Source organism: Lysinibacillus sp. S1, assembly GCF_044986265.1.
GTDB lineage: Bacteria > Bacillota > Bacilli > Bacillales_A > Planococcaceae > Lysinibacillus > Lysinibacillus capsici.
On sequence record NZ_CP173154.1, the window covers coordinates 3,153,578 to 3,178,331 of the forward strand.

The 24,754-nt window shown below is 36.7% G+C and carries 24 protein-coding genes; 18 read left to right on the forward strand and 6 right to left on the reverse strand.

Annotated elements, in window-relative coordinates; translation table 11 throughout:
- Positions 1 to 5: 5 nt before the first annotated feature.
- Positions 6 to 197 carry a hypothetical protein gene (locus ACHZEU_RS15705; RefSeq protein WP_004231917.1) on the forward strand — a complete coding sequence of 64 codons (192 nt, stop codon included), beginning with the start codon at positions 6 to 8 and terminating at the stop codon, positions 195 to 197.
- Between the two features lie 17 nt (positions 198 to 214).
- Positions 215 to 823 carry an alpha/beta hydrolase gene (locus ACHZEU_RS15710; RefSeq protein WP_048394178.1) on the forward strand — a complete coding sequence of 203 codons (609 nt, stop codon included), beginning with the start codon at positions 215 to 217 and terminating at the stop codon, positions 821 to 823.
- A 46-nt stretch (positions 824 to 869) separates the two neighbouring features.
- On the opposite strand, the gene ACHZEU_RS15715 is transcribed toward ACHZEU_RS15710, so the two are convergent.
- The 4 genes from ACHZEU_RS15715 to ACHZEU_RS15730 all read right to left on the reverse strand — a co-directional run bounded on the left by ACHZEU_RS15715 (position 870) and on the right by ACHZEU_RS15730 (position 4,745).
- Entirely contained in the window at positions 870 to 2,648 is a 1,779-nt protein-coding gene (locus ACHZEU_RS15715; protein WP_404803553.1) for an MMPL family transporter, read from the reverse strand.
- An 87-nt stretch (positions 2,649 to 2,735) separates the two neighbouring features.
- Positions 2,736 to 2,981 carry a hypothetical protein gene (locus ACHZEU_RS15720; protein ID WP_404803554.1) on the reverse strand — a complete coding sequence of 82 codons (246 nt, stop codon included), beginning with the start codon at positions 2,979 to 2,981 and terminating at the stop codon, positions 2,736 to 2,738.
- Between the two features lie 105 nt (positions 2,982 to 3,086).
- Positions 3,087 to 4,103 carry an inorganic phosphate transporter gene (locus ACHZEU_RS15725; RefSeq protein ID WP_004231925.1) on the reverse strand — a complete coding sequence of 339 codons (1,017 nt, stop codon included), beginning with the start codon at positions 4,101 to 4,103 and terminating at the stop codon, positions 3,087 to 3,089.
- A gap of 21 nt (positions 4,104 to 4,124) precedes the next feature.
- Positions 4,125 to 4,745, reverse strand: a complete 621-nt coding sequence (locus tag ACHZEU_RS15730; RefSeq protein WP_004231927.1) for a DUF47 domain-containing protein — start codon at positions 4,743 to 4,745, stop codon at positions 4,125 to 4,127.
- Positions 4,746 to 5,170: 425 nt separating this feature from the next.
- Here ACHZEU_RS15730 and ACHZEU_RS15735 point away from each other — a divergent pair, with 425 nt between their 5' ends.
- Both ACHZEU_RS15735 and ACHZEU_RS15740 read left to right on the forward strand, forming a co-directional pair.
- The gene (locus ACHZEU_RS15735) at positions 5,171 to 5,857 is read left to right on the forward strand and encodes an ABC transporter ATP-binding protein (protein ID WP_404803555.1); all 687 of its coding nucleotides are present in this window, start codon (positions 5,171 to 5,173) and stop codon (positions 5,855 to 5,857) included.
- A 1-nt stretch (position 5,858) separates the two neighbouring features.
- Positions 5,859 to 7,178, forward strand: a complete 1,320-nt coding sequence (locus tag ACHZEU_RS15740) for an ABC transporter permease (RefSeq protein ID WP_048394182.1) — start codon at positions 5,859 to 5,861, stop codon at positions 7,176 to 7,178.
- A 62-nt stretch (positions 7,179 to 7,240) separates the two neighbouring features.
- On the opposite strand, the gene ACHZEU_RS15745 is transcribed toward ACHZEU_RS15740, so the two are convergent.
- Positions 7,241 to 8,401 carry a class I SAM-dependent methyltransferase gene (locus ACHZEU_RS15745; RefSeq protein WP_404803556.1) on the reverse strand — a complete coding sequence of 387 codons (1,161 nt, stop codon included), beginning with the start codon at positions 8,399 to 8,401 and terminating at the stop codon, positions 7,241 to 7,243.
- 198 nt (positions 8,402 to 8,599) lie between these two features.
- Between ACHZEU_RS15745 and putP the strand changes: the two genes are divergently transcribed.
- From putP to ACHZEU_RS15805, 12 genes are all read left to right on the forward strand, one after another.
- A complete protein-coding gene (putP, locus tag ACHZEU_RS15750; RefSeq protein WP_048394185.1) occupies positions 8,600 to 10,087 on the forward strand; it encodes a sodium/proline symporter PutP in 1,488 nt (495 codons plus the stop codon).
- A 133-nt stretch (positions 10,088 to 10,220) separates the two neighbouring features.
- Positions 10,221 to 11,507: a GTPase HflX gene (hflX, locus tag ACHZEU_RS15755; RefSeq protein ID WP_404803557.1), complete on the forward strand. Its 1,287-nt coding sequence runs from the start codon at positions 10,221 to 10,223 to the stop codon at positions 11,505 to 11,507.
- Between the two features lie 400 nt (positions 11,508 to 11,907).
- A complete protein-coding gene (locus tag ACHZEU_RS15760) occupies positions 11,908 to 13,395 on the forward strand; it encodes a peptide MFS transporter (RefSeq protein ID WP_048394189.1) in 1,488 nt (495 codons plus the stop codon).
- 204 nt (positions 13,396 to 13,599) lie between these two features.
- Complete coding sequence (locus ACHZEU_RS15765; RefSeq protein ID WP_048394190.1) at positions 13,600 to 14,745, forward strand: M20 peptidase aminoacylase family protein; 1,146 nt, start codon at positions 13,600 to 13,602, stop codon at positions 14,743 to 14,745.
- A complete protein-coding gene (locus ACHZEU_RS15770; RefSeq protein ID WP_048394192.1) occupies positions 14,745 to 15,569 on the forward strand; it encodes a GNAT family N-acetyltransferase in 825 nt (274 codons plus the stop codon). Before ACHZEU_RS15765 ends, ACHZEU_RS15770 begins: the two co-directional genes overlap by 1 nt.
- Before the next feature lie 21 nt (positions 15,570 to 15,590).
- Entirely contained in the window at positions 15,591 to 16,697 is a 1,107-nt protein-coding gene (gene menC, locus ACHZEU_RS15775) for an o-succinylbenzoate synthase (RefSeq protein ID WP_103118908.1), read from the forward strand.
- Positions 16,698 to 16,747: 50 nt separating this feature from the next.
- Positions 16,748 to 17,800, forward strand: coding sequence for a hypothetical protein (locus tag ACHZEU_RS15780; protein ID WP_259950564.1), 1,053 nt, complete (start codon positions 16,748 to 16,750; stop codon positions 17,798 to 17,800).
- A 284-nt stretch (positions 17,801 to 18,084) separates the two neighbouring features.
- The gene (locus ACHZEU_RS15785) at positions 18,085 to 19,035 is read left to right on the forward strand and encodes an ABC transporter permease (RefSeq protein ID WP_048394199.1); all 951 of its coding nucleotides are present in this window, start codon (positions 18,085 to 18,087) and stop codon (positions 19,033 to 19,035) included.
- Complete coding sequence (locus tag ACHZEU_RS15790) at positions 19,028 to 19,981, forward strand: iron chelate uptake ABC transporter family permease subunit (protein WP_004231949.1); 954 nt, start codon at positions 19,028 to 19,030, stop codon at positions 19,979 to 19,981. Before ACHZEU_RS15785 ends, ACHZEU_RS15790 begins: the two co-directional genes overlap by 8 nt.
- The gene (locus ACHZEU_RS15795; protein ID WP_048394201.1) at positions 19,978 to 20,739 is read left to right on the forward strand and encodes an ABC transporter ATP-binding protein; all 762 of its coding nucleotides are present in this window, start codon (positions 19,978 to 19,980) and stop codon (positions 20,737 to 20,739) included. The genes ACHZEU_RS15790 and ACHZEU_RS15795 overlap by 4 nt, the downstream gene beginning before the upstream one ends.
- Positions 20,740 to 20,800: 61 nt before the next feature.
- A complete protein-coding gene (locus ACHZEU_RS15800) occupies positions 20,801 to 21,826 on the forward strand; it encodes a siderophore ABC transporter substrate-binding protein (protein ID WP_103118907.1) in 1,026 nt (341 codons plus the stop codon).
- A gap of 1 nt (position 21,827) precedes the next feature.
- A complete protein-coding gene (locus ACHZEU_RS15805; RefSeq protein WP_054549614.1) occupies positions 21,828 to 22,142 on the forward strand; it encodes an antibiotic biosynthesis monooxygenase in 315 nt (104 codons plus the stop codon).
- Between the two features lie 652 nt (positions 22,143 to 22,794).
- Here the strand turns inward: ACHZEU_RS15805 and ACHZEU_RS15810 are convergent.
- Positions 22,795 to 23,340, reverse strand: coding sequence for a hypothetical protein (locus tag ACHZEU_RS15810; RefSeq protein ID WP_103118905.1), 546 nt, complete (start codon positions 23,338 to 23,340; stop codon positions 22,795 to 22,797).
- 340 nt (positions 23,341 to 23,680) lie between these two features.
- Here ACHZEU_RS15810 and ACHZEU_RS15815 point away from each other — a divergent pair, with 340 nt between their 5' ends.
- Positions 23,681 to 24,583 (forward strand): polyprenyl synthetase family protein, encoded by a 903-nt coding sequence (locus ACHZEU_RS15815; protein WP_103118904.1) that lies wholly within the window; start codon positions 23,681 to 23,683, stop codon positions 24,581 to 24,583.
- A gap of 12 nt (positions 24,584 to 24,595) precedes the next feature.
- Entirely contained in the window at positions 24,596 to 24,754 is a 159-nt protein-coding gene (gene comX / locus ACHZEU_RS15820) for a competence pheromone ComX (protein WP_054549612.1), read from the forward strand.

Sequence of the window (24,754 nt, forward strand, 5' to 3'; positions counted from 1 at the left end):
GATAGATGAACGGAAAAAAATTAGTGGGAATTGTAATTGTTGTTGTGATTGCGGCATGTTTATTTTCAGTTTATACCATTACTAATTTTTATAAAAATCACGAAGAACAGCCAAATCGTGAAAATCGTGAAATTAATAAGTCAAAGAGCTTGAATTTAATTTTGCCACAGGCTACAATTATCTCGAATTCAAGATAATTGAGAGGTGACTGTCAGTGCAACATATTTATTATAAAGGTACAGACGAAACGAAGCCGACATTATTATTGCTACATGGTACAGGTGGTAATGAGGAAAGTCTTATTGGGCTGGCAAAAGAAATAGATGAAACAGCCAATATTTTAAGTGTTCGCGGAAATGTACTTGAGCATGGAATGCCACGATTTTTCCGCCGATTAGCCGAAGGTGTCTTTGATATTGAGGATTTAATCTTTCGTACAAAGGAGCTTCATGAATTTTTACAGACGTCAGCACAGCAATATGGCTTTGATCGCCAACGAATTGTAGCAATAGGGTATTCGAATGGTGCTAATATTGCAGCAAGCTTATTATTCCACTACGATGATGCGTTAGCCGGAGCTATTTTGCATCACCCAATGGTACCAAGACGTGGTATTGAATTACCGCAACTTTCTCCAACACCTGTGTTTATCGGTGCTGGTACGAATGATCCGATGTGTACAGCACAAGAATCTGAGGATTTAGAAACCCTTTTAAGTTCTGCAGGTGCCAAAGTAACGACGAAATGGTTTAATTTTGGTCATCAACTAACAATGCCTGAAGTACAAGCTGCAAAAGAATGGTATAAAAGCATCTACGCTTAATTGAAAAATCCACCTCCTTTTATAAGGGAGGCGGATTTTCTTTATGTTATTTACTTTTCTTTGAGAAAGGAAGCCACCAGTTCCAATCACCAAACAGCTTCATGAGACTAGGCACAAGCATAAGACGAATAATTGTTGCATCAATGGCAACAGCAATAGCGATACCCACACCAATTTGCTTCACAGGCATTACATCTGTGAAGGCAAATGCACCTGTAATAACAATCATGATAAGCGCTGCAGATGTAATTATTCGGCTAGTGGATGTTAAGCCATCAATTGTTGCACGCGTATTATCGGAGCCCTTTAAATATTCCTCTTGGATACGAGAAATTAAAAAGACTTCGTAGTCCATACTTAAGCCAAATACAAGACAAAAAACAATAACTGGAATGATTAGCACGATGGAGCTTGCTTCAATACCAAAATGACCATATTGGAAAATATAAACGAGTATCCCGAATGCAGATGAAAGCCCAATAATGTTCATGATTATTGCCTTTAACGGAATTAAAATAGAACGGAATGCCAACATTAAAATAAAGAATGTAGAAACGATAATAATTGCTATAGCTAAAACAATTTTATTAGCAATTTCATCAAAGATTTCTTGGTTGAATTTAGCTGGTCCACCAAGTGCAAAATCCACGCCCAGGTCTTTGTCCATCCATGTTCGGGCAAATTTTTGAGCTGTAGAGGAAGAACCTGCTGCATCAATTGTAATTGGAACAAATAGCTGTGTATCCTTTGAAAATGAATTAATAACAGGTTTTAATTGTTCAGCAACCTGGGGAATAGCTAAAGAAGCAGAAAGCTCCTCTGGTGTTTGAATGTTAGCAGCTGTATAAATAGTTGAAACATTAGTCACTAATGGGTCCTTTAATAGCTTTTCTTGAATAGTATAAATTAGCTCTCTACCCTCAGTATCCTCCCAGCCATCTTTTCGTTCAGCCAACAAATATAATGTAGAAGATTCACCTAGTCCAAACGTTTCATCTAATTTATCGTATGCTGCACGAGCATCATATTTCGTAGGTAAGGAGTCCACCTGTGGAATGGTTAATTGGATATCCTTTAAAGGGATCATGCCGATGCCTAGTAATAATAATGCTGAAATCACTATAGCTACTGGATGCTTCATGACAAAACCTGCAAAGCCACGCCAACGATTAGCCCCACCTGGTTTAACGCGTATTAAGCGCCATTTATTAAGTCTATCTCCTAATAGCATCATAGTGGCAGGAAGTAATGTTAAGCCAGAAAGAACGGCTAACAGGACGACTATAGTGCCTCCTAGGGCGATATTATGAAAAATTTCTACATCAATGACAATCATCGCCCCTAAGCCAATCATGACACAGACTTCGGAGAAAATGATAGAACGACCTGCTGTCTGAATAGCAGTTTGAATGGCTTGAGCAATAGAAGTATGTGTGCGTTCTTCTCTGTAACGATTAATAAACAGCAACGCAAAATCAATACTTAAAGCCAGCCCAAGCATTGGAACAATATTTAAGACGAAAATAGATAGATTTACATTAGCACTGAGCAGTGTCATCATACCAAAGGCGGTAACCACTGTCACAACACCAATGACGATTGGCAAAATAGAAGCAACAACTGTACCGAACGCTAATAAGAGTACCACGATGGCAATTGGCAATCCAATGGCCTCAGCTGATGCCAAATCCTTTTGACTAGCAGTATTTATGTCAGCAGAAATAACAGGCCCTCCAGTGATACTAATTCCGTCTTTTTCAATTAATGAACGGAATTCCTCAACAATGTCAGGAAGGTTTTCTACATCGTTCTTTATGTGAACCATAGCATAGGCAATACTATCTTTCCGTAAAGAGGAGTCTTCTAAATGTGATTGAATTGAATGAATCTCTTTTATGCTATCTAATTATTTTCAAGTGTCTTCAATTTTCTGATCTTCAGCTGGATCAAAGACAACCAAAATCGTATTAGATGGTAAATCAAATTTTTCTGCTAGCTCGTTGGTAACATAGGTATGATCTGCTTCGACAAAGAAACCATCACCTTGAAGTTTGCCTGGAAGCTGTAAAGCAAAGTACGCCATTGCTAGAAAAATAATAAGCCATATGACTACGATTGCTTTCGCATGTGCTGTAATAAAAGCTGAAAAAGTTTTCATAGTTGTTTATACATCCCCCTTTTCAATTAGTGTAAAGGATGTGTCACATTTTGTCGTGTGACAAAGTAAAGACTCCCATCCACTTTTTGGACAGGAGTCTTACTATTAAAAGAATAATGATAATATGAAATAAATAACAGACGCCATAACGGCAGAAATTGGCATTGTAATCACCCAAGTAGTAACAATCTTTCGAGCCATACCCCAGTTTACACCACGCACACGCTGTGCTGAACCGACACCCATAATGGAGGAAGAAATGACATGTGTTGTTGAAACTGGTAAGTGGATTAGCGTAGCGCCAAAAATAACAGTAGCAGATGCTAAATCTGCCGCAACACCATTAACAGGGCGGATTTTCATAATCTTACCGCCAACCGTTTTAATGATTTTATAACCACCGATTGACGTACCTAGCCCCATTGCTGTAGCTGCAGCAGCACGCACCCAGAAAGGTATTTCATCTCCAGTGTGCAAACCACCAGCGATTAACGCCATCGTCATAATCCCCATCGCTTTTTGCGCATCATTTGTACCATGGGTGAACGATTGGATGGCAGCAGTAAAAATTTGCATTGTACGGAAACCTTTATTCGTCCTATATAAATTTAAATTTTTAAACCATAGTTTAAAAAGAGTCATCATAATAAAGCCTGCACAAATAGCAAGTAAAGGTGAAAACACTAAAGCCATGATGATTTTAGTAAAGCCGCCATAGTTTAACACATTAAAACCAGCAGATGCGATTGCAGCACCGGCAATAGACCCAATCAATGTGTGTGAAGAACTTGACGGAATACCGAAATACCATGTCAATAAATTCCAAATTATAGCTGAAATTAATGCAGCTAAAATAACGACTGAGCCAGTTGTGTCTCCTTCAAAAGCATTTAATGCAAAAGGATCTACAATATCTTTTGTTAGAGCTTTTGCAACCCCTACAAAGGTGATAGCACCAATAAAGTTCATAGTTGCCGCCATAATGATTGCCGTGCGTGGCGGCAATGCTCTAGTAGAAACCGAAGTTGCAATAGCATTTGCTGTATCATGGAAGCCATTGATAAAGTCAAATGTTAGGGCAAAGATGACGACCAGTACGGTTAATATAATGATTGTGTTCATTGTAAAGTGCCCATCTCCTAATTATGCGTTACGCATGATAATTGTTTCCATAGTATTTGCTACGTTTTGACAATGATCAGCGATATCTTCAAGTTGTTCATAAATATCCTTAAATTTAATGAGGCGGATTGGATCTTTTTCATTTAAAAATAACTTCTTAATAGAAGTACGTTGTACCTCATCACATTCACGTTCATAGTCTTTAATAAGAATTGCGTGTGGACGCATGCCAATTAGATTCTTTTTCTTTAACTCTTCTGTCGCTTTGACTATTTCATCAGCACTTTTTGAAATAAACCCTAAGAAAATGCGCATAGATTCATCAATCTCAGTGAGCGAAAACATTTCAAAGTGTGCAATACAGTGTTCTGTTCCATCTAAAACATCATCCATACGAATGGCGAGCTCTAAAATATCCTCACGTTCAATAGGTGTCATGAATGATTTGTTTAACATGACAATCAGTTCATGAATAAGCTTATCACCAGCAGTTTCATAATTTTTCATTGTAATGCTAATCTCTTTTAGGTCAGCTACACTGTTAATACGAAAATCATTTGCGTAATGTACAGCCTCTCTCATATTTTCAGCAATTTTATGCAATGCAATAAAGAAAGGGTCTTGTTTTTTTGAGTTAAGCATGTGAATCGAATCCTCCTGGATATAAATAAATTAATCGACCTCTAAACTTTACTATCATAACAAAATCTTTAATTTATCTACATAAAAATTTACTAATCGACATGAAAATTTACATTGCTGTAATATACAATTCGTTCACAAAATATAAGGTAATCCAGCTGTATTTATTTTTATGAGTACAGATAAAACCTTGTTATAAATGGCTATTCCTCTGTAATGGTGACTTATTAGTACAGATTAAGACACGAAAGATAATAGAAGGTAATAAAAATAGCGCATTCGAATTGTAAAGGTATTGTAAATTCATTTGATAACCAGAAGAGTACCTTCTTATTCTTAAGAATATCTTCATTTTTATCCTCCCTCTTTATTAAGAATTGTTTACTACAATGGAAAATGTATAGGAAAGGAGCGTTTATTAACTAATGATTCAGGTTGAAAATTTACAACATACATTTTTAATTGGAAAACGAGGGAAGGAAAAGCAAGTGCCGGTATTGAAAGGTGTGAACTTCGAGGTCCATAAAGGAGAAATTGTTGCCATTGTAGGTAAAAGTGGCTCAGGAAAATCGACCTTATTACAAGTTCTAGCTGGTTTTATGAAGGCTGAACAGGGCTCTATTAAAGTAAATGGAAAGGAAACAGCCCATCTAACTGAAACAGAAAGTGCTGCCTTCCGTTTACGTCAATTCGGTTTTATTTTTCAAAACTTTCAATTGATGCCTGGTTTAACTGCTTTTGAAAATATCGAATTACCTTTAAAGCTACAGGGTTTGCGTAAGGCTATGCGCAAAGAAAAAGTGAAGAAATTAATGGACAAGGTTGGTTTGACAGAAGTAGCAGACCATTATCCCAATGAATTGTCAGGTGGACAGCAACAGCGTGTCAGCATTGCACGAGCCCTTATTACGAATCCTCCTATATTACTTGCTGATGAGCCAACAGGGAGWCTCGATTCAGAAACCGAGCAGGATATCTTATTGCTTATTCAAAGTTTAAATCGTGAATTAGGGCTAACTTTTGTCATTATCACGCACGATGAAGAAGTAGCTACTATCGCACATAGACGCTTCCGCATGTACGATGGAGAACTTGTAAAGGAGGAAGCTTAACATGTTATTTAAGGATCAATTAGATTTTGTAACACAGCATATCAAGAAAAATAAGCTGCGTGTGTTTATGACGATACTAGCTGCAACGATGGGCTGTGCCTTTTTAATCGTGCTAGCATCCGTTGGTTTTGGTTTACAGGAATCTTTACGTAATGAAATTCTTTCAAACGAAACAGTTACAAAAATTCAAGTATATGGCGATAAGCAATTAACTGAAGAACAAGTACAAGAAATTAAAAAAATGGAACATGTAGAAACGGTGCTTGAAACAATTAGTGTCAATGCTACCGCACAATCATTTTTTGAAGATCGTGATACTACTTCTAATTTAATATTGTCAGATATGCAGGACTTTGAACAGGTAAATGGAAAGCTTGCAAAAGGGCGTTATCCAACGAAATCTAATGAAATTGTTGTAGGGTATCATTTTGCTCAAACATTATTGAATGAAAAAGAACGTGATGTCATTGCGGAAAAAAGTAAAAAGGCTGAAGCAGAGGGTACGTATTATGATGGTAGTGAAGAGGGCTATAAAGAATCATTGATTGGAAAGAACATAGACCTGTCCTTAGTTCCTCACACGGGTACAAATGATGAAACGCAAAAAATGAGCTATACAATTGTTGGCGTAATGGAGAAACCTTCTTATGATTGGATGGTTGATAACGCTATTCATATGGACAAAGAGCAAAAGGCAATATGGGTTGAAAATTTATCTACAGATAATAACATGGCAGAGGATGAGCTGTTTTACTCTGAATTTAATATTTATGCGGATACATTAGAAAACGTAAAGCCAATTTTAGAGAAGTTAAAAGATAAGGGCTATAGCGTATATTCAGTAACAGAGCAACTAGATCAAATGAATGTATTTTTCCTTGTATTAAAAATTGGCTTAATCTTTGTTGGTACAATTGCTGTATTGATTGCTTCCATTGGTATTTTTAATACAATGACAATGGCTGTGACAGAGCGAACACGTGAAATTGGTGTATTAAAGGCAATTGGGGCAAGTCCGAAGCTTATACAACGGTTATTTTTAATGGAAAGCACATTTATCGGTATTTTTGGTACGCTAATTGCGGTTGTCATCTCGTATGCTATTAGCTTTGCGGCTAATGCAGCATTACCATTAATTCTTAAGGCGGCAACAGGGGAGGAAGCTTTTGCAACAAATGATATAACATTTTCTCTTATTCCATGGCAACTAGTCATTATTGCAGCAGCCATTAGTGTTGGTGTAGCGATGATTTCAGGTTATCGCCCAGCACGTAAAGCAACAAAAATCGACGTTATTCAAGCTTTACGACAAGAGTTATAATAAAAAAGGCGGTCCAATCAACATTGGATCGCCTTTTATTTGGATTGAAGTACATCTGTATGTTATAAATACTCTTTTAACTCATTCGCTAAAAATGGTGTTGCATTCAATAATTTTAAGAAGGCATCATAGCTGGCACGTTGCTCTTCATTTGGTTTTTTACCTGTTTGATAGGCTCGAATTAATATGTTTTTAGGTGTATTCTCCATATCGATAAACTCTAAAAGCTGTGCCTCATAGCCAACAAGCGATAAAATTTCAGCTCGAATAGCATCTGTAGCAAGTGCCGCAAATCGCTCTCGAACAAGTCCATGTTGCAACATAATATCGAGAGCAGGTGTATTTAGTTGACGATTTAACTCATGCTGACAGCAAGGCACACTTAGAATGACACTTGCTCCCCATTTCACAGCACGAGCCAAGGCCATATCTGTCGCTACATCACATGCATGGAGTGTCACCACCATATCCACAGCACTTTCATCATTATAATCATTGATATCTCCTACAAGAAATTCTAGCTGATCATAGCCTAGATCCTGTGCTATTCTTGAGCACTCTTCAATAACCTCTTTTTTTAAATCTAAACCAGTAACACGAATGTCTAAGCCTTTTTCAATTTTTAAATAATGATACAAAGCAAAGGTTAAGTAGGATTTTCCTGAACCAAAATCTAAAATCCTCACCTGTCGATCCTGAGGTAAATAGGTTAAGGCATCATCTATAAATTCAATGAAGCGGTTAATCTGTTTAAATTTATCATAYTTTTGTTTCTTAACMTTTCCTTCTTCTGTTTGTACCCCCAGTCGAATTAAAAATGGATAGGGTTGATCATCAGATAGTAAATAATTTTTTTTACGATTATGGCTTAGATGGACTTGTTTAGGTGAAGCTGTTTTATCTGATTTCCAAAGGACTTTGTTCTTTTTTGATAATTGTACTTGTACCGTTTCATCTACGAAATCAATATGAGCTTGACGATACTCCTCAAAAAACGCGTCAAGCTTGGAAGGTAAATGAGCCAATAGAATATTTTCATGTTTTAAAATCCGTTCATATTGGTATTCAATTTGTATATGGTACTGATTTTTTAACATTAATGGTTTTAATTTTATACGTTTTATTTCATTTGATTTCATACGTGGTTGACTGATTGTAGCTGTCACAAGCTTTTGTTGCAAAATTTGCTCAGTGAGCAGAGCTTTCATTTCTTCAAATGTCATACATTTTCGCCTACTTTATTGTGTTATAGATGGCACTAGTTTAACACATTTTATAAAAGACAATGGCATCTTTGGTATTCGGAATAAATTTAATAAAAATTCCGAGTATTTATAGGTGGAATTGTATATTCGTGGTATCTTAAATACAGTAATTCTTTTTAAATTGGTGATACTAAGGATTAATAAGGAGGAGAAAATATGTCGGATAACATGTATCAATTATTAGCGATTGTTATTTATATGATCGCCATGCTAGCAATTGGCTGGTATGCATTTGTTAAAACATCTAATTTAACAGATTATATGCTTGGCGGTCGTTCCTTAGGTCCAGCGGTTACTGCGCTAAGTGCGGGTGCTGCGGATATGTCTGGCTGGCTCCTAATGGGCTTACCAGGTGCGATATTTTTATCAGGTCTTGTGGAGGCTTGGATTGCAATTGGATTAACAATAGGAGCTTACCTAAACTGGCTACTTGTGGCACCACGTTTACGGGTATATACACAGGTTACAAATGATTCCATTACTATTCCAAGTTATTTGGATAATCGATTACGTGATCATACGAAGCTTATTAGAATTGCTTCAGGTATCATCATCCTCATATTCTTTACATTTTATGTATCGTCAGGAATGGTAGCAGGGGGCAAGTTTTTCGATAGTTCATTTGGTTATGAATACCATACAGGCTTATTAATTGTGTCAGCTGTAGTTGTAGCATACACTCTTTTTGGCGGATTTTTAGCGGTAAGTTATACAGACTTCTTACAAGGTCTTATTATGTTTTTAGCACTTATTATGGTACCGCTATTTGGTTTATTTGTAACAGGTGGTATAGGTGAAACCATTTCATCTATTAAATCTGTTGATCCAGATCTTCTAAATTTATTACCAGCCACTGCGACAGCAGCAGGGATCATTTCTTCAGTTGCTTGGGGATTAGGCTATTTTGGACAGCCTCATATTATCGTCCGCTTTATGGCGATTAGTTCCGTTAAAGAAACGAAGCAAGCACGACGCATTGGTATTGGCTGGATGATGTTAAGCTTATTTGGAGCTATTGGAACTGCCTTGGTTGGTGTAGCCTATTATCAGCAAAATGCTGGTGAGCTAAAAGACGCTGAAACAGTATTTATTGTACTTGGTCAGATTTTATTCCATCCATTTATAGCAGGTATTATGCTGGCGGCTATTTTAGCAGCTGTTATGAGTACAATTTCTTCTCAATTAATCGTAACTTCTTCAGCACTTGTAGAGGATATTTATAAAGCATTATTTAATAAAACAGCAGACGATAAGCATTACGTTTTTGTTGGGCGTATGGCTGTATTAGTTGTTGCAATTATTGCAGCAATCCTAGCGTGGAATCCAGATAGTTCTATCTTAAGCTTAGTTGGCTTTGCTTGGGCAGGATTCGGTGCAGCCTTCGGACCTGTTATTTTACTTTCTTTATATTGGAGAAAGTTAACGAACTACGGAGCACTTAGCGGAATGGTAACAGGGGCTGCAACTGCGTTTATTTGGGGTAAAGTAGATGCTTTATCAAGTACGTTGTACGAAATTGTTCCTGGCTTCATTGTTTGTTTAATTGTTGCGGTTGTTGTCAGTATACTGACATATAAACCAAATAAAGAAATTGAAGAAGAGTTCACACGCTCAGAAGCCCTGCTAAAAGAAGAAAGAAAATAGTTGAGATGCGCCTTTCCATGAGGCGCATTTTTTAGGAAAGTTAACGATGATCTTCAAATACGAAAAAGGGTATATTATGGTAAGATGAAGAAAATTTGTCGTAGCGACACCAAGCTTTGGTGGGAGGTTTCTAATGGATAGAATTAAGGAAGTTGATGTATTAATTGAAAAGGCCATACTAGTTGGCGTGAATTTACGAAATGATGAGCACTTTGACTATTCTATGGAAGAGTTACAAAATTTAGCTGAGGCCTTGCATGTAGAAGTGGTTGGGACTGTCACGCAAAATTTGGAACGTGTGACACCTTCCCATTATGTGGGTACAGGTAAAATAGAAGAAATCAAAAATTTTTATGAAGAAGCACAAGCAAACCTCGTGATTTTTAATGATGAACTGTCTCCTTCGCAAATCCGTAATTTGGAGCGTGATTTAGCAACGAAGGTCATTGATCGAACAATGCTTATTTTAGATATTTTTGGAAGGCGCGCAAAAACACGTGAAGCCCAAATGCAGGTGGAATTAGCACAGCTTCAATATATGCTACCTCGTTTAGTGGGTTTGCATGCCTCTTTAAGCCGTCAGGGTGGAGGTACTGGGGGAGGCTTTAAAAACCGTGGTGCTGGTGAGACAAAGCTGGAATTGGATCGACGAAAAATTGAAGATCAAATTGCTAAAATTAAAAAGGATCTAGAGCACGTTAAGGAACAGAGAGAAACGCAGCGTAAACAGCGTCGTAAAAACGCTCTTCCGGTTGTATCGATTGTAGGCTATACAAATGCTGGGAAATCAACGATTATGAATCAACTGCTTACACAAATAGGACAAGAAGAGCACAAACAAGTCTTTGAGAAGGATATGCTTTTTGCTACCCTTGAAACTTCTGTTCGTCAGATTGAACTACCTGATAAGAAGACCTTTTTACTGACAGACACTGTAGGCTTTGTTAGTAAATTACCTCACCATTTAGTGAAGGCATTTCGTTCCACTTTGGAAGAGGCGCGAGATGCGGATCTTTTACTCCACGTGGTGGATGTTTCGAATACAGAGCACGGATTTATGATGGATGTGACGAACGAAACACTTAAAGCAGTTGGTGTTGAGGACATTCCTACAATCTATGTATACAATAAAGCAGATATAGCAGATGTTCCATATCCTGTGGTAAGTGGAGATAATATTTGGATTTCAGCAAAGCAGGGGGTTGGTTTAGAAGAATTAGTAAAGCTAATTCGTCAACACATCTTCTCGCATTACGTAACGTGTGAAATGTTAATACCTTATGATCATGGGAACGTTGTTTCTTATTTAAATGAGAATGCCTCTGTTTTTAATACAGCCTATGAAGAGGGTGGGACATTATTGTCTCTTGAAGTAAAAGCAGCAGATTACGCAAAGTATCAGCACTATGTTATTAATTAAAAAATGTACTTCCCAAAGCATGCCAAAAGATTTTTGGCATGCTTTTTGTGATTAGAGGGAATAGTAGAATCTAGAACAAAGGTAAAACGTGTACTCAAGAAATTGTATTAATTGTCAAGTAAAGTAAGGAATCTGAATTTTAAATATTTTAGAATAAKTCATTGTAAATTTAAAAATCTTTTAGGTAKAAAGTGTAAGAAAACTTAGATATATCAAAGGATTTAATAATTTATCTAATAATCAATCAGAATTTATAGAAAAATGACAAATTTTCAACATTTTTTAAAACTCTTGCTAAAGTTTATAAAACGCTTTAGTATGATGAAACAAAGTTTTTTTATCCTTATATTAGGGTAGTTGTGTTTTTGTAGAATAATTTTTTATTGGGAGAGGGTATTGTATGTCTAGTAAAGATGAAGTTGTAAAATCTGTCCCTCAAAATGGTTTTGTTGGACACCCTAAAGGGCTCTTTACTTTGTTTTTCACAGAATTTTGGGAACGTTTCTCGTACTATGGTATGCGAGCAATTCTTATCTTCTTTATGTATTACGAATTACATGACGGGGGCTTAGGTCTAGACCGCGGAACAGCAAACTCTATTATGGCCATCTACGGCTCGCTTGTTTATATGTCTGGAATTATAGGTGGATGGATTGCCGACCGAGTTTTAGGAACACGAAAAACCATTTTTTATGGTGGCGTGTTAATTATGATTGGTCATTTACTGCTAGCATTGCCTGGTGGTGTGAGCATGTTATTTGCTTCCATGGCATTTATCGTTATGGGTACTGGTTTATTAAAACCGAACGTTTCAAGTATTGTTGGGGACATTTATGCTGAAACAGATAGCCGTCGTGATGCAGGTTTTTCTATTTTCTATATGGGTATTAATATGGGAGCATTTATTGCACCTTTTATTGTCGGAACAATTGGACAAAAATATAGCTTCCACCTTGGCTTTGGTTTAGCGGGTCTAGGTATGTTTATTGGTTTAATTGTTTATAAATTAACAGAGAAAAAATATTTAGGCTTAGCGGGCTTACAAGTAAACAACCCATTAAAGCCTGAAGAACGTAAAAAAGTCTTTACGCAATTCGGAGTTGCAGCTTTACTTATTATCATCTTGGGTGCTATCGGTATTAAAACTGGTACTTTAACAATGAATGTATTTAGTTTAATCATCACAGCTCTAGGTGTATTAATTCCAACTGCATTCTTTATTTATATGTATCGCAGTAAAAAAACAACAAAGGATGAAAAGTCTCGTCTACTTGCTTATATTCCTTTATTTTTATCAGCTGTAATGTTCTGGGCTATTCAAGAACAAGGAGCAACTATTTTAGCGACTTATGCAGATGAGCGTACACAGCTAAGTTTTGGTGGTATTCAGCTTCAATCTTCTTGGTTCCAGTCATTGAACCCATTATTTGTTATTACAATGGCACCATTATTTGCGATGCTATGGCTTAAATGGGGAGACAAGCAGCCAACAACACCACGTAAGTTCTCATATGCATTGTTCTTTGCGGGTCTATCGTTCTTAGTGATGATGATTCCAGCACACCTGTCTGGTGGAGATACATTAGTGAGTCCTTTATGGTTAGTATTGTCATTCTTCTTAGTGGTTGTTGGTGAGTTATTATTATCACCAGTTGGTCTATCTGCCACAACGAAATTGGCACCACAGGCATTCGCAGCGCAAACGATGTCTTTATGGTTTTTAACAAGTGCAGCAGCACAAGCAATTAATGCGCAATTAGTTAAGGTCTATGAAGTTGTAAGCGAATTCACATACTTTGGTTTCTTAGGTACCTTATCTATTGTAGTCGGGATTATTATATTGGTGCTTTCACCAATTATTTCAAAAGCGATGAAGGGTATTAATTAAATGAAAGATGCAAGTACAGTTATTAAAAAAACTGTACTTGCATCTTTTTTTGTATCTAAATAAAAGTCTATCTAAGAGGCTGAGAGCGAAATATATTATCATAAGTAGTTATTTTGTTGAATGTGGGTATAAGTTTCTATGTAGAAAATTATCATTTTCGTTATAATAATTTTAATAATATAAGAATTTAAGGGGTTGGAATCTATGAAGGAAGAGTTAGATTATTTGAGGCCAAGATTAATGGAGATTTTTACGTATTTACATGCAAATCCAGAAATCAGCTGGCATGAAGTAGAAACCACCAATTATATAGTGGAGCTATTAACGCAGGAAGGCTTTTCCCCTAAACGATTTAAAAATTCCACAGGATTATATGTTGATGTAGGCAAAGGTAACCCCAAAGTAGGACTAAGAACAGACATAGATGCCTTATGGCAAGAAGTAGATGGTCATTTCCGTGCGAATCATTCATGTGGACATGACGGTCATATGACGATGGCCATTGGTACACTATTACTTTTAAAAGAACTACAGCAATCTATTAATGGTACAATCCGTGTTATTTTCCAACCTGCTGAAGAAAAAGGAACTGGAGCGTTATCTGTATTAGAAGAAGGTGTTATTGATGACTTAGATTATTTATTTGGTGTCCATGTAAGACCTGTTCATGAGCTAGAGGACGGCACTTATTGTGCAGCCTTATATCATGGTGCCTCTCGTTTACTTGAAGGCGAAATTATCGGAGAGGATGCTCATGCTGCAAGACCGCACCTAGGTATTAATGCCATTGAAGTAGGTGCAACAATCATCGAAGATTTGCGAACCATTCATACAGATCCTATGGTTCCTGTATCTGTAAAGATGACGAAATTCCATGCTGGGGGAGATTCGGGCAATATTATCCCAGGTAATGCCTCATTTACGATTGATATTCGTGCACAACAAAACAAGGTGATGGACGATTTAGCACAAGGCGTAAAGCGTGTGATTGATTCCTCTAAATTGTTGCATAAAGTACAAATTGAATTACGTACGGTGGCCAATATCGTAGCTGCTGAAGTTGATACAAGTGCTCAATATTTAATGGAGCAGGCAATTATACAGGCTGCTGGATTATCAAATTTAAGAAAGCCTGTTCATACACCTGGAGGAGAGGATTTTCACCATTATGCTGTACAACGGCCGCATTTAAAAACAACCATGCTGGGCTTGGGTTGTGGATTAACACCAGGCTTGCATCATCCGAAAATGAAATTTAAACAAGCAAGACTTGTCACGGGAGTGGAGATACTTACAAGAGCAGTTTTATTAGCTTTGGAGTCAGGGCATAAAAAGGAGGCGTCAGCGTAATGTTAGAGCAAGTGCGAATTCACAAAGTAACGACACCGAAAGAAATTGCAGAGATCCAAAAATTAAATGCTGAAATATGGGGCAGTCAAGCAATCCCCTCCCATCAATTACTAGCTGCTGTACAAAATGGGGGAATCGTATTAGGAGCGTATTTAGATGAAAAGCTAATTGGCTTTAACTATTGCTTCGTTGGCTATCGGAATAGAGAAATGTACTTACATTCGCACATGATTGGTGTAGAAAAAGCATATCGTGAACAAGGTGTGGGTGAATTATTGAAGCATGCCCAACAAGAATATGCAAAAGAGCATGGTTTTCAACTTGTCCGCTGGTTAATTGACCCATTAGAGGCGCGTTTAGCGAATCTAGCATTTCTAAAACTGAACGCCACTAGTTATCAATATGAAAATGATTATTATGGTCCACTTCGAGATGACTTTAATGAAGGACTACCTTCAGATAGACTTGTCGTTGAATGGTGGATCGAGCGTGATCAAATGGCAGATAGCCTTGATGAATTAGAAGAAGTAGCACAGGAAATTGTACCTTGGACATTAACAGTAGACGGATTACCAGTTCTAGATGTAGAAAATACATTTCAGTTAAATCAATCCTTTTATAAAGATGCCTATCTTTTACCGATCCCTCAATCTCTACAGAAAATGAAAGTGGAAAGTCCAAAACTTGCAGAGGACTGGCGTTATAAAATTCGCACAATCTTAACAACATTATTTAACCAAGATTATGCCATCGTACGCATGAAGAAACATCCAGAATATGTTCATAGCTATCTGTTAGTCAGACGCTCCTTATTAGCTTTATAATAATGATAAGGAGTGAACAATGTGAGATTAGAAAAGATTACATTAAGGCATTTAAAAATGCCTATGAAAGCACCATTTACTACGAGTTTTGGCACAGTTGATGAAAAGGAAATGTTACTGATAGAAGCAAAAGATGAATCAGGGACGACGGGGTGGGGAGAAACTGTTGCTTTTGTAGCACCATGGTATACGGAAGAAACATTAAAGACAACATGGCATATGCTACAAGATTTTTTGATACCCATCTTGTTACATAAAAAGATTGGGCATCCAGATGAGGTAACCTCATTATTTGCACCTATTCGGCGAAACTGCATGGCGAAAGCTTCAATTGAGGGTGCTGTATGGGATATCTATGCTCAGCAAACAAAGCAATCACTTGCACAGGCGTTAGGTGGTCAAAAACAACGTATTGAAGTAGGAGTCAGTGTGGGTATCCAACCCTCTATCGCTCAGTTAATAGCATTAATAAAAGGTCATATTGAAAAAGGCTACAAAAGGGTGAAGATTAAGATAAAGCCTGGAGAGGATGTAGAGATAGTACAGGCAATTCGTGCGGAATTTCCAAATTTACCCTTGATGGTTGATGCAAACTCTGCTTATACATTAGAGGATATAGAAATACTACAGCAGCTTGATGATTTTAATTTATTAATGATCGAACAACCATTAGCTACTGATGATATTGTCGATCATGCAGCATTGCAGAAAAAGTTAAAAACGCCTATTTGCTTAGATGAAAGCATCACATCATATGAGGATGCCAGACGAGCAATTGAACTTGGAAGCTGTGGTGTCATAAACATCAAGATTGGACGAGTAGGTGGTTTAACGGAAGCAATACGAATACATGACCTATGTAAAGCAAACCATATTCCAGTTTGGTGTGGTGGTATGTTAGAGGCTGGAATTGGACGAGCACATAATGTTGCCTTAACGTCTCTTAGCCAATTTATTTTACCTGGCGATACAGCAGGTTCTAGTCATTATTGGTACGAGGATATCATTGATCCTGAAGTAAAAGTCAAAGATGGCTATATTGAGGTACCCCAGTCGGTAGGTATTGGTTTTAAGCCTAATATGGCTGTGATTGATAAATTAACAATTAGCAAAGAAATCTATCAATAAGGCAGTACTTAGTCGATCATTTAGTATAAGGAAAACGAGGAGAGAACTGATTGAAAAAAAGCTTGCAAATCGGTGGTGCCTATGTGGGGATTATCGTTGGAGCAGGATTTGCATCAGGGCAGGAAATTGTCCTTTATTTTACAAGCTATGGCTTTAAAGGAATATATGGAGCATTGTTAGCTATGGTTGGTTTCTCAATTGTTGGAATGTGTGTTGCTCAAGTGAGCTCTAAGCTTCGCACATCGTCCCATAAGGATTTGATTTATCAAATTTCAGGGAATACTATGGGCTTTGTCTTGGATTTAGTGCTATCACTCTTTTTATTTGGTGTAGCTGTCATCATGTTTGCTGGCGCTGGTGCAACATTTCAGCAAATGTTTGGACTGCCTATTTGGCTAGGGAGTATTTGTATGATCTTGCTTACAGTAGCCACTGTCATGATGGATGTGAAAAGCATCATTAATATCATTGCACTAGCAACCCCCTATCTACTAACCGTTGTCTCCATCATCGCTATCTATGCTATTGCAACGATGGATTTTACCTTTGCAGAGCAAGCTGTTATTGCTCAACAGGCTCAAATAAGTGAGAAAAGTTGGTGGGTAACGGCTTTATTGTACATGTCGTTCAATGTAGGGGTAAGCTTCTCTTTACTGACTGTTATGTGTGGATCCATCCGCAATCATAAGGTAGCTGGCATGGGTGGTATAATTGGTGGGATTTTGTTAGGTGCTTTAATCTTACTTGTGAATTTCTCCCTTTTAGCCAAGATGAATATCATTGTTGGGTTAGACATTCCGATGCTAGCGTTAGCGAATGAAATTCATCCGATTGTTGGAGTATTAATGACTATTTCTCTTTTGGGAATGATTTATAATACGGCAGTAGGGATGCTATATTCCTTTATGGTAAGGTTTTTCGAACCTAGTAGAGCAAGCTTTAGGGTTGCAGTTATATTTATAGGCGGTCTCGGTTTTCTAGCAAGTCTTGTAGGGTTTACAACGCTAGTAGCTAAACTATATGCAGTGATGGGCTATGTTGGGTTAGTATTAATCATATTCATTATTTCTGCATGGTTAAGAGGCACTAAAAAAATTATCTAATATAGAAATGGTAATTGAGGGATAGATTTTATTCTCAATTACCTTTTTATTTGGATAAAAATATTGTAGAAATAGTGAATTATTTCTGTTGATTAATTTACGGTAATGCTGATATTTCGTTAATTTGGCATATTTTTTAGTTAATCATTAATAAAACGAGAATAATTCTCATTTGCTGGTTGACTGAGAATAAAATCATGCTTATAATGGAAATCGTGAGTAATGATAATCATTTTCACTAATAAGTGAGTTACACACAAAAATGAAATCTACCGGGGATTACTATGAAAATAAGATATCTTTTAACAGCAACTGTTTTGCTGTCTATTGTGTCGCTCTTTATCGGAGTAGTAGATATTAAGCCTAGCGACCTATTAGACTTCCAATCAGAAGAAGCTAGACTATTTTTAATTAGTCGTGTACCTAGACTTGTTGCAATCTTGCTAGCGGGTGCAGGTATGAGTATTGCTGGTTTAATTATGCAAAGCTTAAGTAGGAATAAATTCGTTTCACCAACAACAGCTGGTACATTAGATGCCACACGGTTGGGTGTATTGATTTCCATGATGTTCTTTACGAACGTTACGTATTTCCAAAAAATTTCCTTCGCTTTCATATTTGCTTTAGCCGGCACATTACTATTTATGCAAATATTAAACCGAATTAAGTTTAAAGATGCGATTTTTATACCGCTTATTGGCTTAATGTTTGGGAATATTTTGTCCTCTGTTACAACATTCTTTGCATATAAGGCGAATATTATCCAAAACATTTCTGCATGGTTACAAGGAGATTTCTCATTAATCATGAAAGGCCGTTACGAACTGTTATACGTAAGTGTACCAATACTCATTTTAGCTTACATTTACGCAAATCGTTTTACAGTAGCTGGGATGGGAGAGGATTTTGCAAAAAATCTTGGTCTATCCTATAAATTTGTAGTCAATTTAGGCTTGGTGTTGGTAGCTCTTATCTCCACGACAGTGGTGTTAACAGTCGGTATCATTCCATTTCTTGGTTTGATTATTCCGAACATTATTTCCCTGTTTAAAGGTGATAATTTGGCAAAAACCTTGCCGCACACAGCATTACTTGGTATGTCATTCTTGTTATTCTGTGATATTTTAGGACGAGTACTGATTTTCCCTTATGAAATACCAATAAGTATGACTGTTGGTGTAATTGGAAGTGCCATCTTCCTATTCATGTTGTTTAGGGGGAGAGCATATGCGTAATCGTACAAAAATGTTCATTTTACTAGGTCTCGCTGTTATAGCAGTTGTCCTATATTTATTTTGGGAACTCAATGGTAATTATCACTATGCTTTTCCACGCCGTGTCATAAAGGTTGTGGCAATGGCATTAACGGGTATAGCGATCGCCTATTCAACAGTAGTTTTCCAAACAATTACACATAATCGAATTTTAACCCCAAGTGTCATGGGTTTAGATGCCTTGTATATGTTAATTCAAACATGCATCTACTTCTTCTTTGGCTCTACATCCATATTAGTTATTAATATCTACTATAATTTTACGCTTGCAATTGGGGCGATGATTCTATTCGCTTTAATTTTTTACCGAGTATTGTTTAAAGAAGGAAAGCGACCGATTTATTTTTTACTGCTTGTTGGGATGATTGTTGGTACGTTCTTAGGAAGTATTACAACGTTCTTCCAAGTATTAATAGATCCGAATGAGTTTTTAGGCTTACAAAGTAAAATGTTTGCAAGTTTCAATAATGTTAATTCAGATTTAGTTTGGCTAGCAGGCGTTATCATTTTAATAACGTTTATCTACGGTGCTCGTCACATGAATCAATTAGACGTCATGTCTCTAGGACGAGACACAGCTATAAATTTAGGTGTACCTTACGATAAGCTGGTACAACGTATGTTAATTTTAGCTTCAATTTTGATTGCTGTTTCAACAGCGCTTGTTGGTCCGATCACGTTCTTTGGTTTAATCGTTGCAAATTTATCATATCAGTATTTCAGAACATACAAGCATTCCATCTTAATTACTGGCTCCTGTGTAATGAGTGTTGTAGCTTTAGTCGGTGGACAGTGGATGGTTGAACGTTTATTTAGTTTCACTACTACACTTAGTGTCATTATTAATTTTGTGGGTGGGGTTTACTTCATCTACTTATTATTAAGAGAAAGTAGGTCAGCAGGATGATACAAGTCAAAGAAATTACAAAGTTTTTTGGTAAAAAACCTGTCGTTCAAGATGTAAGTGTTGATATTGTCTCAGGAAAAATCACATCGTTTATTGGACCGAATGGTGCAGGGAAGTCCACGCTACTTTCTATGGTGAGTCGTTTACTGAATGCAGATACTGGTGAAGTACTACTCGATAAGGCAGATGTACGTAGCTGGAAATCAGATGATTTCGCTAAACGTGTATCGATTTTAAAGCAATCAAACTTTATGAATGTTCGTCTAACGATTCGTGAGCTTGTATCTTTTGGCCGTTTCCCTTACTCAAAAGGACACTTAAAACCTGAAGACGAAGAAAAAGTGGATGAAGCTATTCGCTATATGAATTTAGAAGATATGCAACATAATTATTTAGATGAGCTTTCAGGTGGTCAACGTCAGCGTGCATTTATCGCAATGGTTATTGCCCAAGATACTGAATATATCTTACTGGACGAACCATTAAATAATTTAGATATGAAGCATTCTGTCCAGATTATGAAGATTTTACGTAAGTTGGTTGATGAGTTAGGCAAAACAGTGGTTATCGTTTTACACGATATTAATTTTGCTTCTGTTTACTCTGACCATATTGTTGCATTAAAAGATGGCCGTGTTGTTAAAAATGGCCCTACAAATGACATTATTAACTCACATGCATTGAAGGAAATTTATGATATGGATATTCCTGTTCAAGAGCAGGATGGCTGTCGAATTTGTGTTTATTTTAATTCGTAAAAATAGTCCAGATGATGAACATCTAACTATCAAATCATTTAATTAAAGGAGAAATTTCACAATGAAAAAATGGAAATTACTTACGGTATTAATGGCAATGATGCTATTAGTATTAGCTGCTTGCGGTTCGAAAGATGAAGCAAAAGAAGATGATAAAGGTAATTCAACTGACAAACCAGCTGAGGAACAAAATGAAGAATCATCAGTATATCCACTAACAATCCCAGGTAGCACAGTTGAAGGTCGTGACGGTAGTACAACATTTGAAGAAGTAACACTAGATAAAATGCCAGAAAAAGTTGTCGTTTTTGATAATGGTTTCTTAGATACATTAGATGCTTTAGGCGTTAATCCTACAGCAGTGGTACAAGACTCATTACCAGCATATTTGAGCAAGTTTAAAGATAGTACTTATGTAAACGCAGGTACATTATTCGAGCCTGATTATGAAAAATTATCTGAAATTAACCCAGATATCATTTTCATCTCTGGTCGTGCTTCAGCAGCTTATGCTGAATTATCTAAAATTGCTCCTACAGTATACATTGGTGTAGATAATACTAACTTCTTAGAGTCATTCAAAGCTAATACAGAATTAGCTGGTAAAATTTTTGGTAAAGAAAAAGAAGCGGCAGATGCAATTGCTGCATATGAAGCAAAAGTAGAAGAAGTAAAAGCTAAGGCTACTGCAACAGAAGAAAAAGCGTTAATCGTTTTAGGTAGTGAAGGTTCATTATCAGTATTCGGTCCTGGTTCACGTTTCGGTGTGATTCATGATGTATATGGTGTAAAAGCTGTAGCTGAAGCTAGTGGCTTCAAAATCGAATCACATGGTGATAATGCAAGCTTTGAATTTGTACGTGAGAAAAACCCAGATATCTTATTCGTCATTGACCGTGACGCTGTTGTAAATGAAAACGGTGAATCAGGTACAAAAGCTGCAATTGAAAACGAAATCGTAAGTGCAACAAACGCTGTGAAAAATGGTAAAGTATTCTACCTAGATCCAGAAATTTGGTACCTTTCAGGTGGCGGTTTACAATCAGAAACACAAAAAGCTGAAGATGTATTAAAGGCGTTCAACTAATATGTTTGTACAAATTAAACGTATTGTTGTGACAGAAGGGAATTCGGATAAGGTTGTGGAACGTTTTGGTGCTAAGCCAAACGGTCCCTCATTACTTGAACAACAACCTGGCTTCATTGATAAGCAGGTACTTGTAAAGAAAGTTCGCCGCGGTGATGAAGAAGTACTAGTGATGGTTCGTTGGGAATCAGAAGAAGCATGGAAAAATTGGGAGAAGAGTCCTGAGCATATTGCAGGCCATAAGGCAAGTGCAGGTAAACCGAAGCCTGATCATATCATTGAAAGCGGACAAGAAGTTTATTATGTAAAAGGTTAATCATCTAAAGGTGTCTCAAGGGATTGAGACACCTTTTCTTGTTGTTGAAAAAAGAATGTCACTAGCAGAAAAAGCCTTTTTAGCAAGGTGAGGGGTTGATTTCCGATCCGCCAGCGTCCTTTCCAGGGGGCGTCCGATGAGCCGCTTCACTCACTTGCGCTCGCTCCAGGGTCTCCTCAGTGACGCTAAATCTCCTAGGAGTGACGCTGGCTCCACTCCAATCAACCATTCTGCAAAGTGTCTTTACTTTTTTCATAGTAGCATAACAATCAAATAGCCCATTATCTGTATTCTTAGAGGGGATAAGCTCTTATTTTCAATGTGGAGAAGTGATGCGTGACAACACCTCTTCATAAAGAGTAATGAACACCTTCACTTTATTTGAAAACCTTTGCTAAAAAGCGGTTTATAGTGGTGGGCTACTGGACTACCATAGAATAGCAAGACAGGCAAAACTTTAAACGGAGCAGTAGCGGAGGAAGCGATTCGGTGCTCTCCTACAGGAAAGCAAGTAGCCTGCAACGGAAATGCATTTTCATCTTTTATAAAAATGCTATTGATCGCTTTGTTTATCAACACTATGTAAAGATGTCGTTTTATTACTCAAAAAGCAGGTCACAATCAGTGTGACCTGCTTAGCTAGGTGTATAGGTTAATGTGTAATAGATGGTTTTCTCCATTTACTAAATGTAGAATCCATATTAAAGGAAATGGTGTTCTCATTAATGGACAAGCCTGAGATGCTGGTATTACAGAGCTCATCCAAACTATCAGAATGATTGTTATTATTAGATGCATTAGCCGCTATTACTAGCCCTCTTGCATTAATAATTGTGTCATGTGGCGTTACATACACTATAGGGGAATCTATATTTAATCCAAAAGTGAAAGGATTGACTAATGACATAGTAGAAATACTTTCGTTTGATATTCTAATAATGCCATATTGCTCAATATAATAATCTCTTTTTTGTTGAAATGTATCCTCAAATCCAGGAATATCACTAATATATTTTGAATAGGGTGAAATATTTTTATATGCAGCCAGTGTATCTTGATAGGCTTTTACTTCAGATTGAATAATAATTTGTTCAATTCGTCGTTGATCATTGCTAGGCTGTTTAATTGTAATTTCTTCAGCTGAGACAGAGATATTACATGAAAAAGTAGCCGTAAGTATGAAAACAGTTTCATTCAATTTTAAGTCACTCCCAGTACAAAAAGATTTCATGTTCATCAATCTATCCTGACTTTATAAATATATTTTATTGCTAATCTAAGCGTAACATCTGTTAGAGCGCCATTTCAATGGTAAGTTTACGCCACTTTAATGGCGGTACTTGGTTCTCTACCGCCATTTTTTTAGTAATAATTAGCAAAAATCTGGCGTGATTTGCATGAATAACGCCATTTTTTGGCGGTCTCTCTCTTTATAAAGGAATTAATGGTATTTAATGTATTATATAAACGCGTGCCTAGTATTAATTCCCACTAATCTATATAATATCTAGTAATACAACAGATAGGAGAGAGGACTATTGAAGGATTTAGATGTACACATCAATGAATCATTAGACATCCTTATAGAAAATGAACTATTACTTGGACCAGAGCTAAAATTAATGCTAAAAAGCTTTAAAGAAGAAAAAACAACAGTAGGTTTTTCCTTTGGTAAAATGTGTTTTTGGCATTATGAAGCATTTTCAAGTAGTATAAATCCAGATATCTACAAGGTAGCTGCTGCAATTGAACTTTTAATACTGTCTTTTGATATTATTGATGATCTGCAGGATAAAGATTCAGACTATAGTTGGAACAAAACACCAGAATTATCATTAAATGTTGCTTTAGCTATGCTGGTCATGGCATCTAAAACAATAGATGAAACCTCTTTTGAACATAAAAGAGCGGCTATAAAGCTAGTTGATAAATACGCATTAAAAAGTATAAATGGACAGCAATTAGACTTATTAAATAGTTGTCGCGATGAAGATTCCTATGTAAAAATGATTACCTTGAAATCCGGCTCATTAACAGCGATGGGTTGCTTGGTTGGCGAAGTACTTGCAAAAGGAGAAATATCTCAAGAAGTAGAGGAATATGGGAAATACATAGGGATCATCCAACAAATTAAAAATGATATTCAAAGCTTAAAGGAGTGGGGTCCTAAAAATGATCTGCTAAATAAAAGGTATTCTCTTCCTATTATTTATCTATTATCACAGAAAAATGATGTTTCAAAATCTGTTTCTAGCTATTATAATAATGATATAGTTACAGATTTGGATAATAATGCAACAGAAGACGCGTTGACAAATGGTGGGGCGATACGTTATGCCATTACCATAAAAAACGTCTATAAATTTAAAGCATTGAATTACCTGGAAAATGTAGCTATAAATCAGGTAGGTAGAGAATACCTACAAAAACTATTGAAATGAGGAGAGATAAGAATGATTAATGTAATCCAATATTTAGAGCAAAATCCAAGCCTAGTTGCACTATTAAAAGATCAAAAAGCCTCATTAGTTGGAGTTTCATCTGTAGAGCAAACAGCAATTTTAGAAGCGTTTAACGGTGAAATGAATACAGAAAGTGATATTTGGAACTAA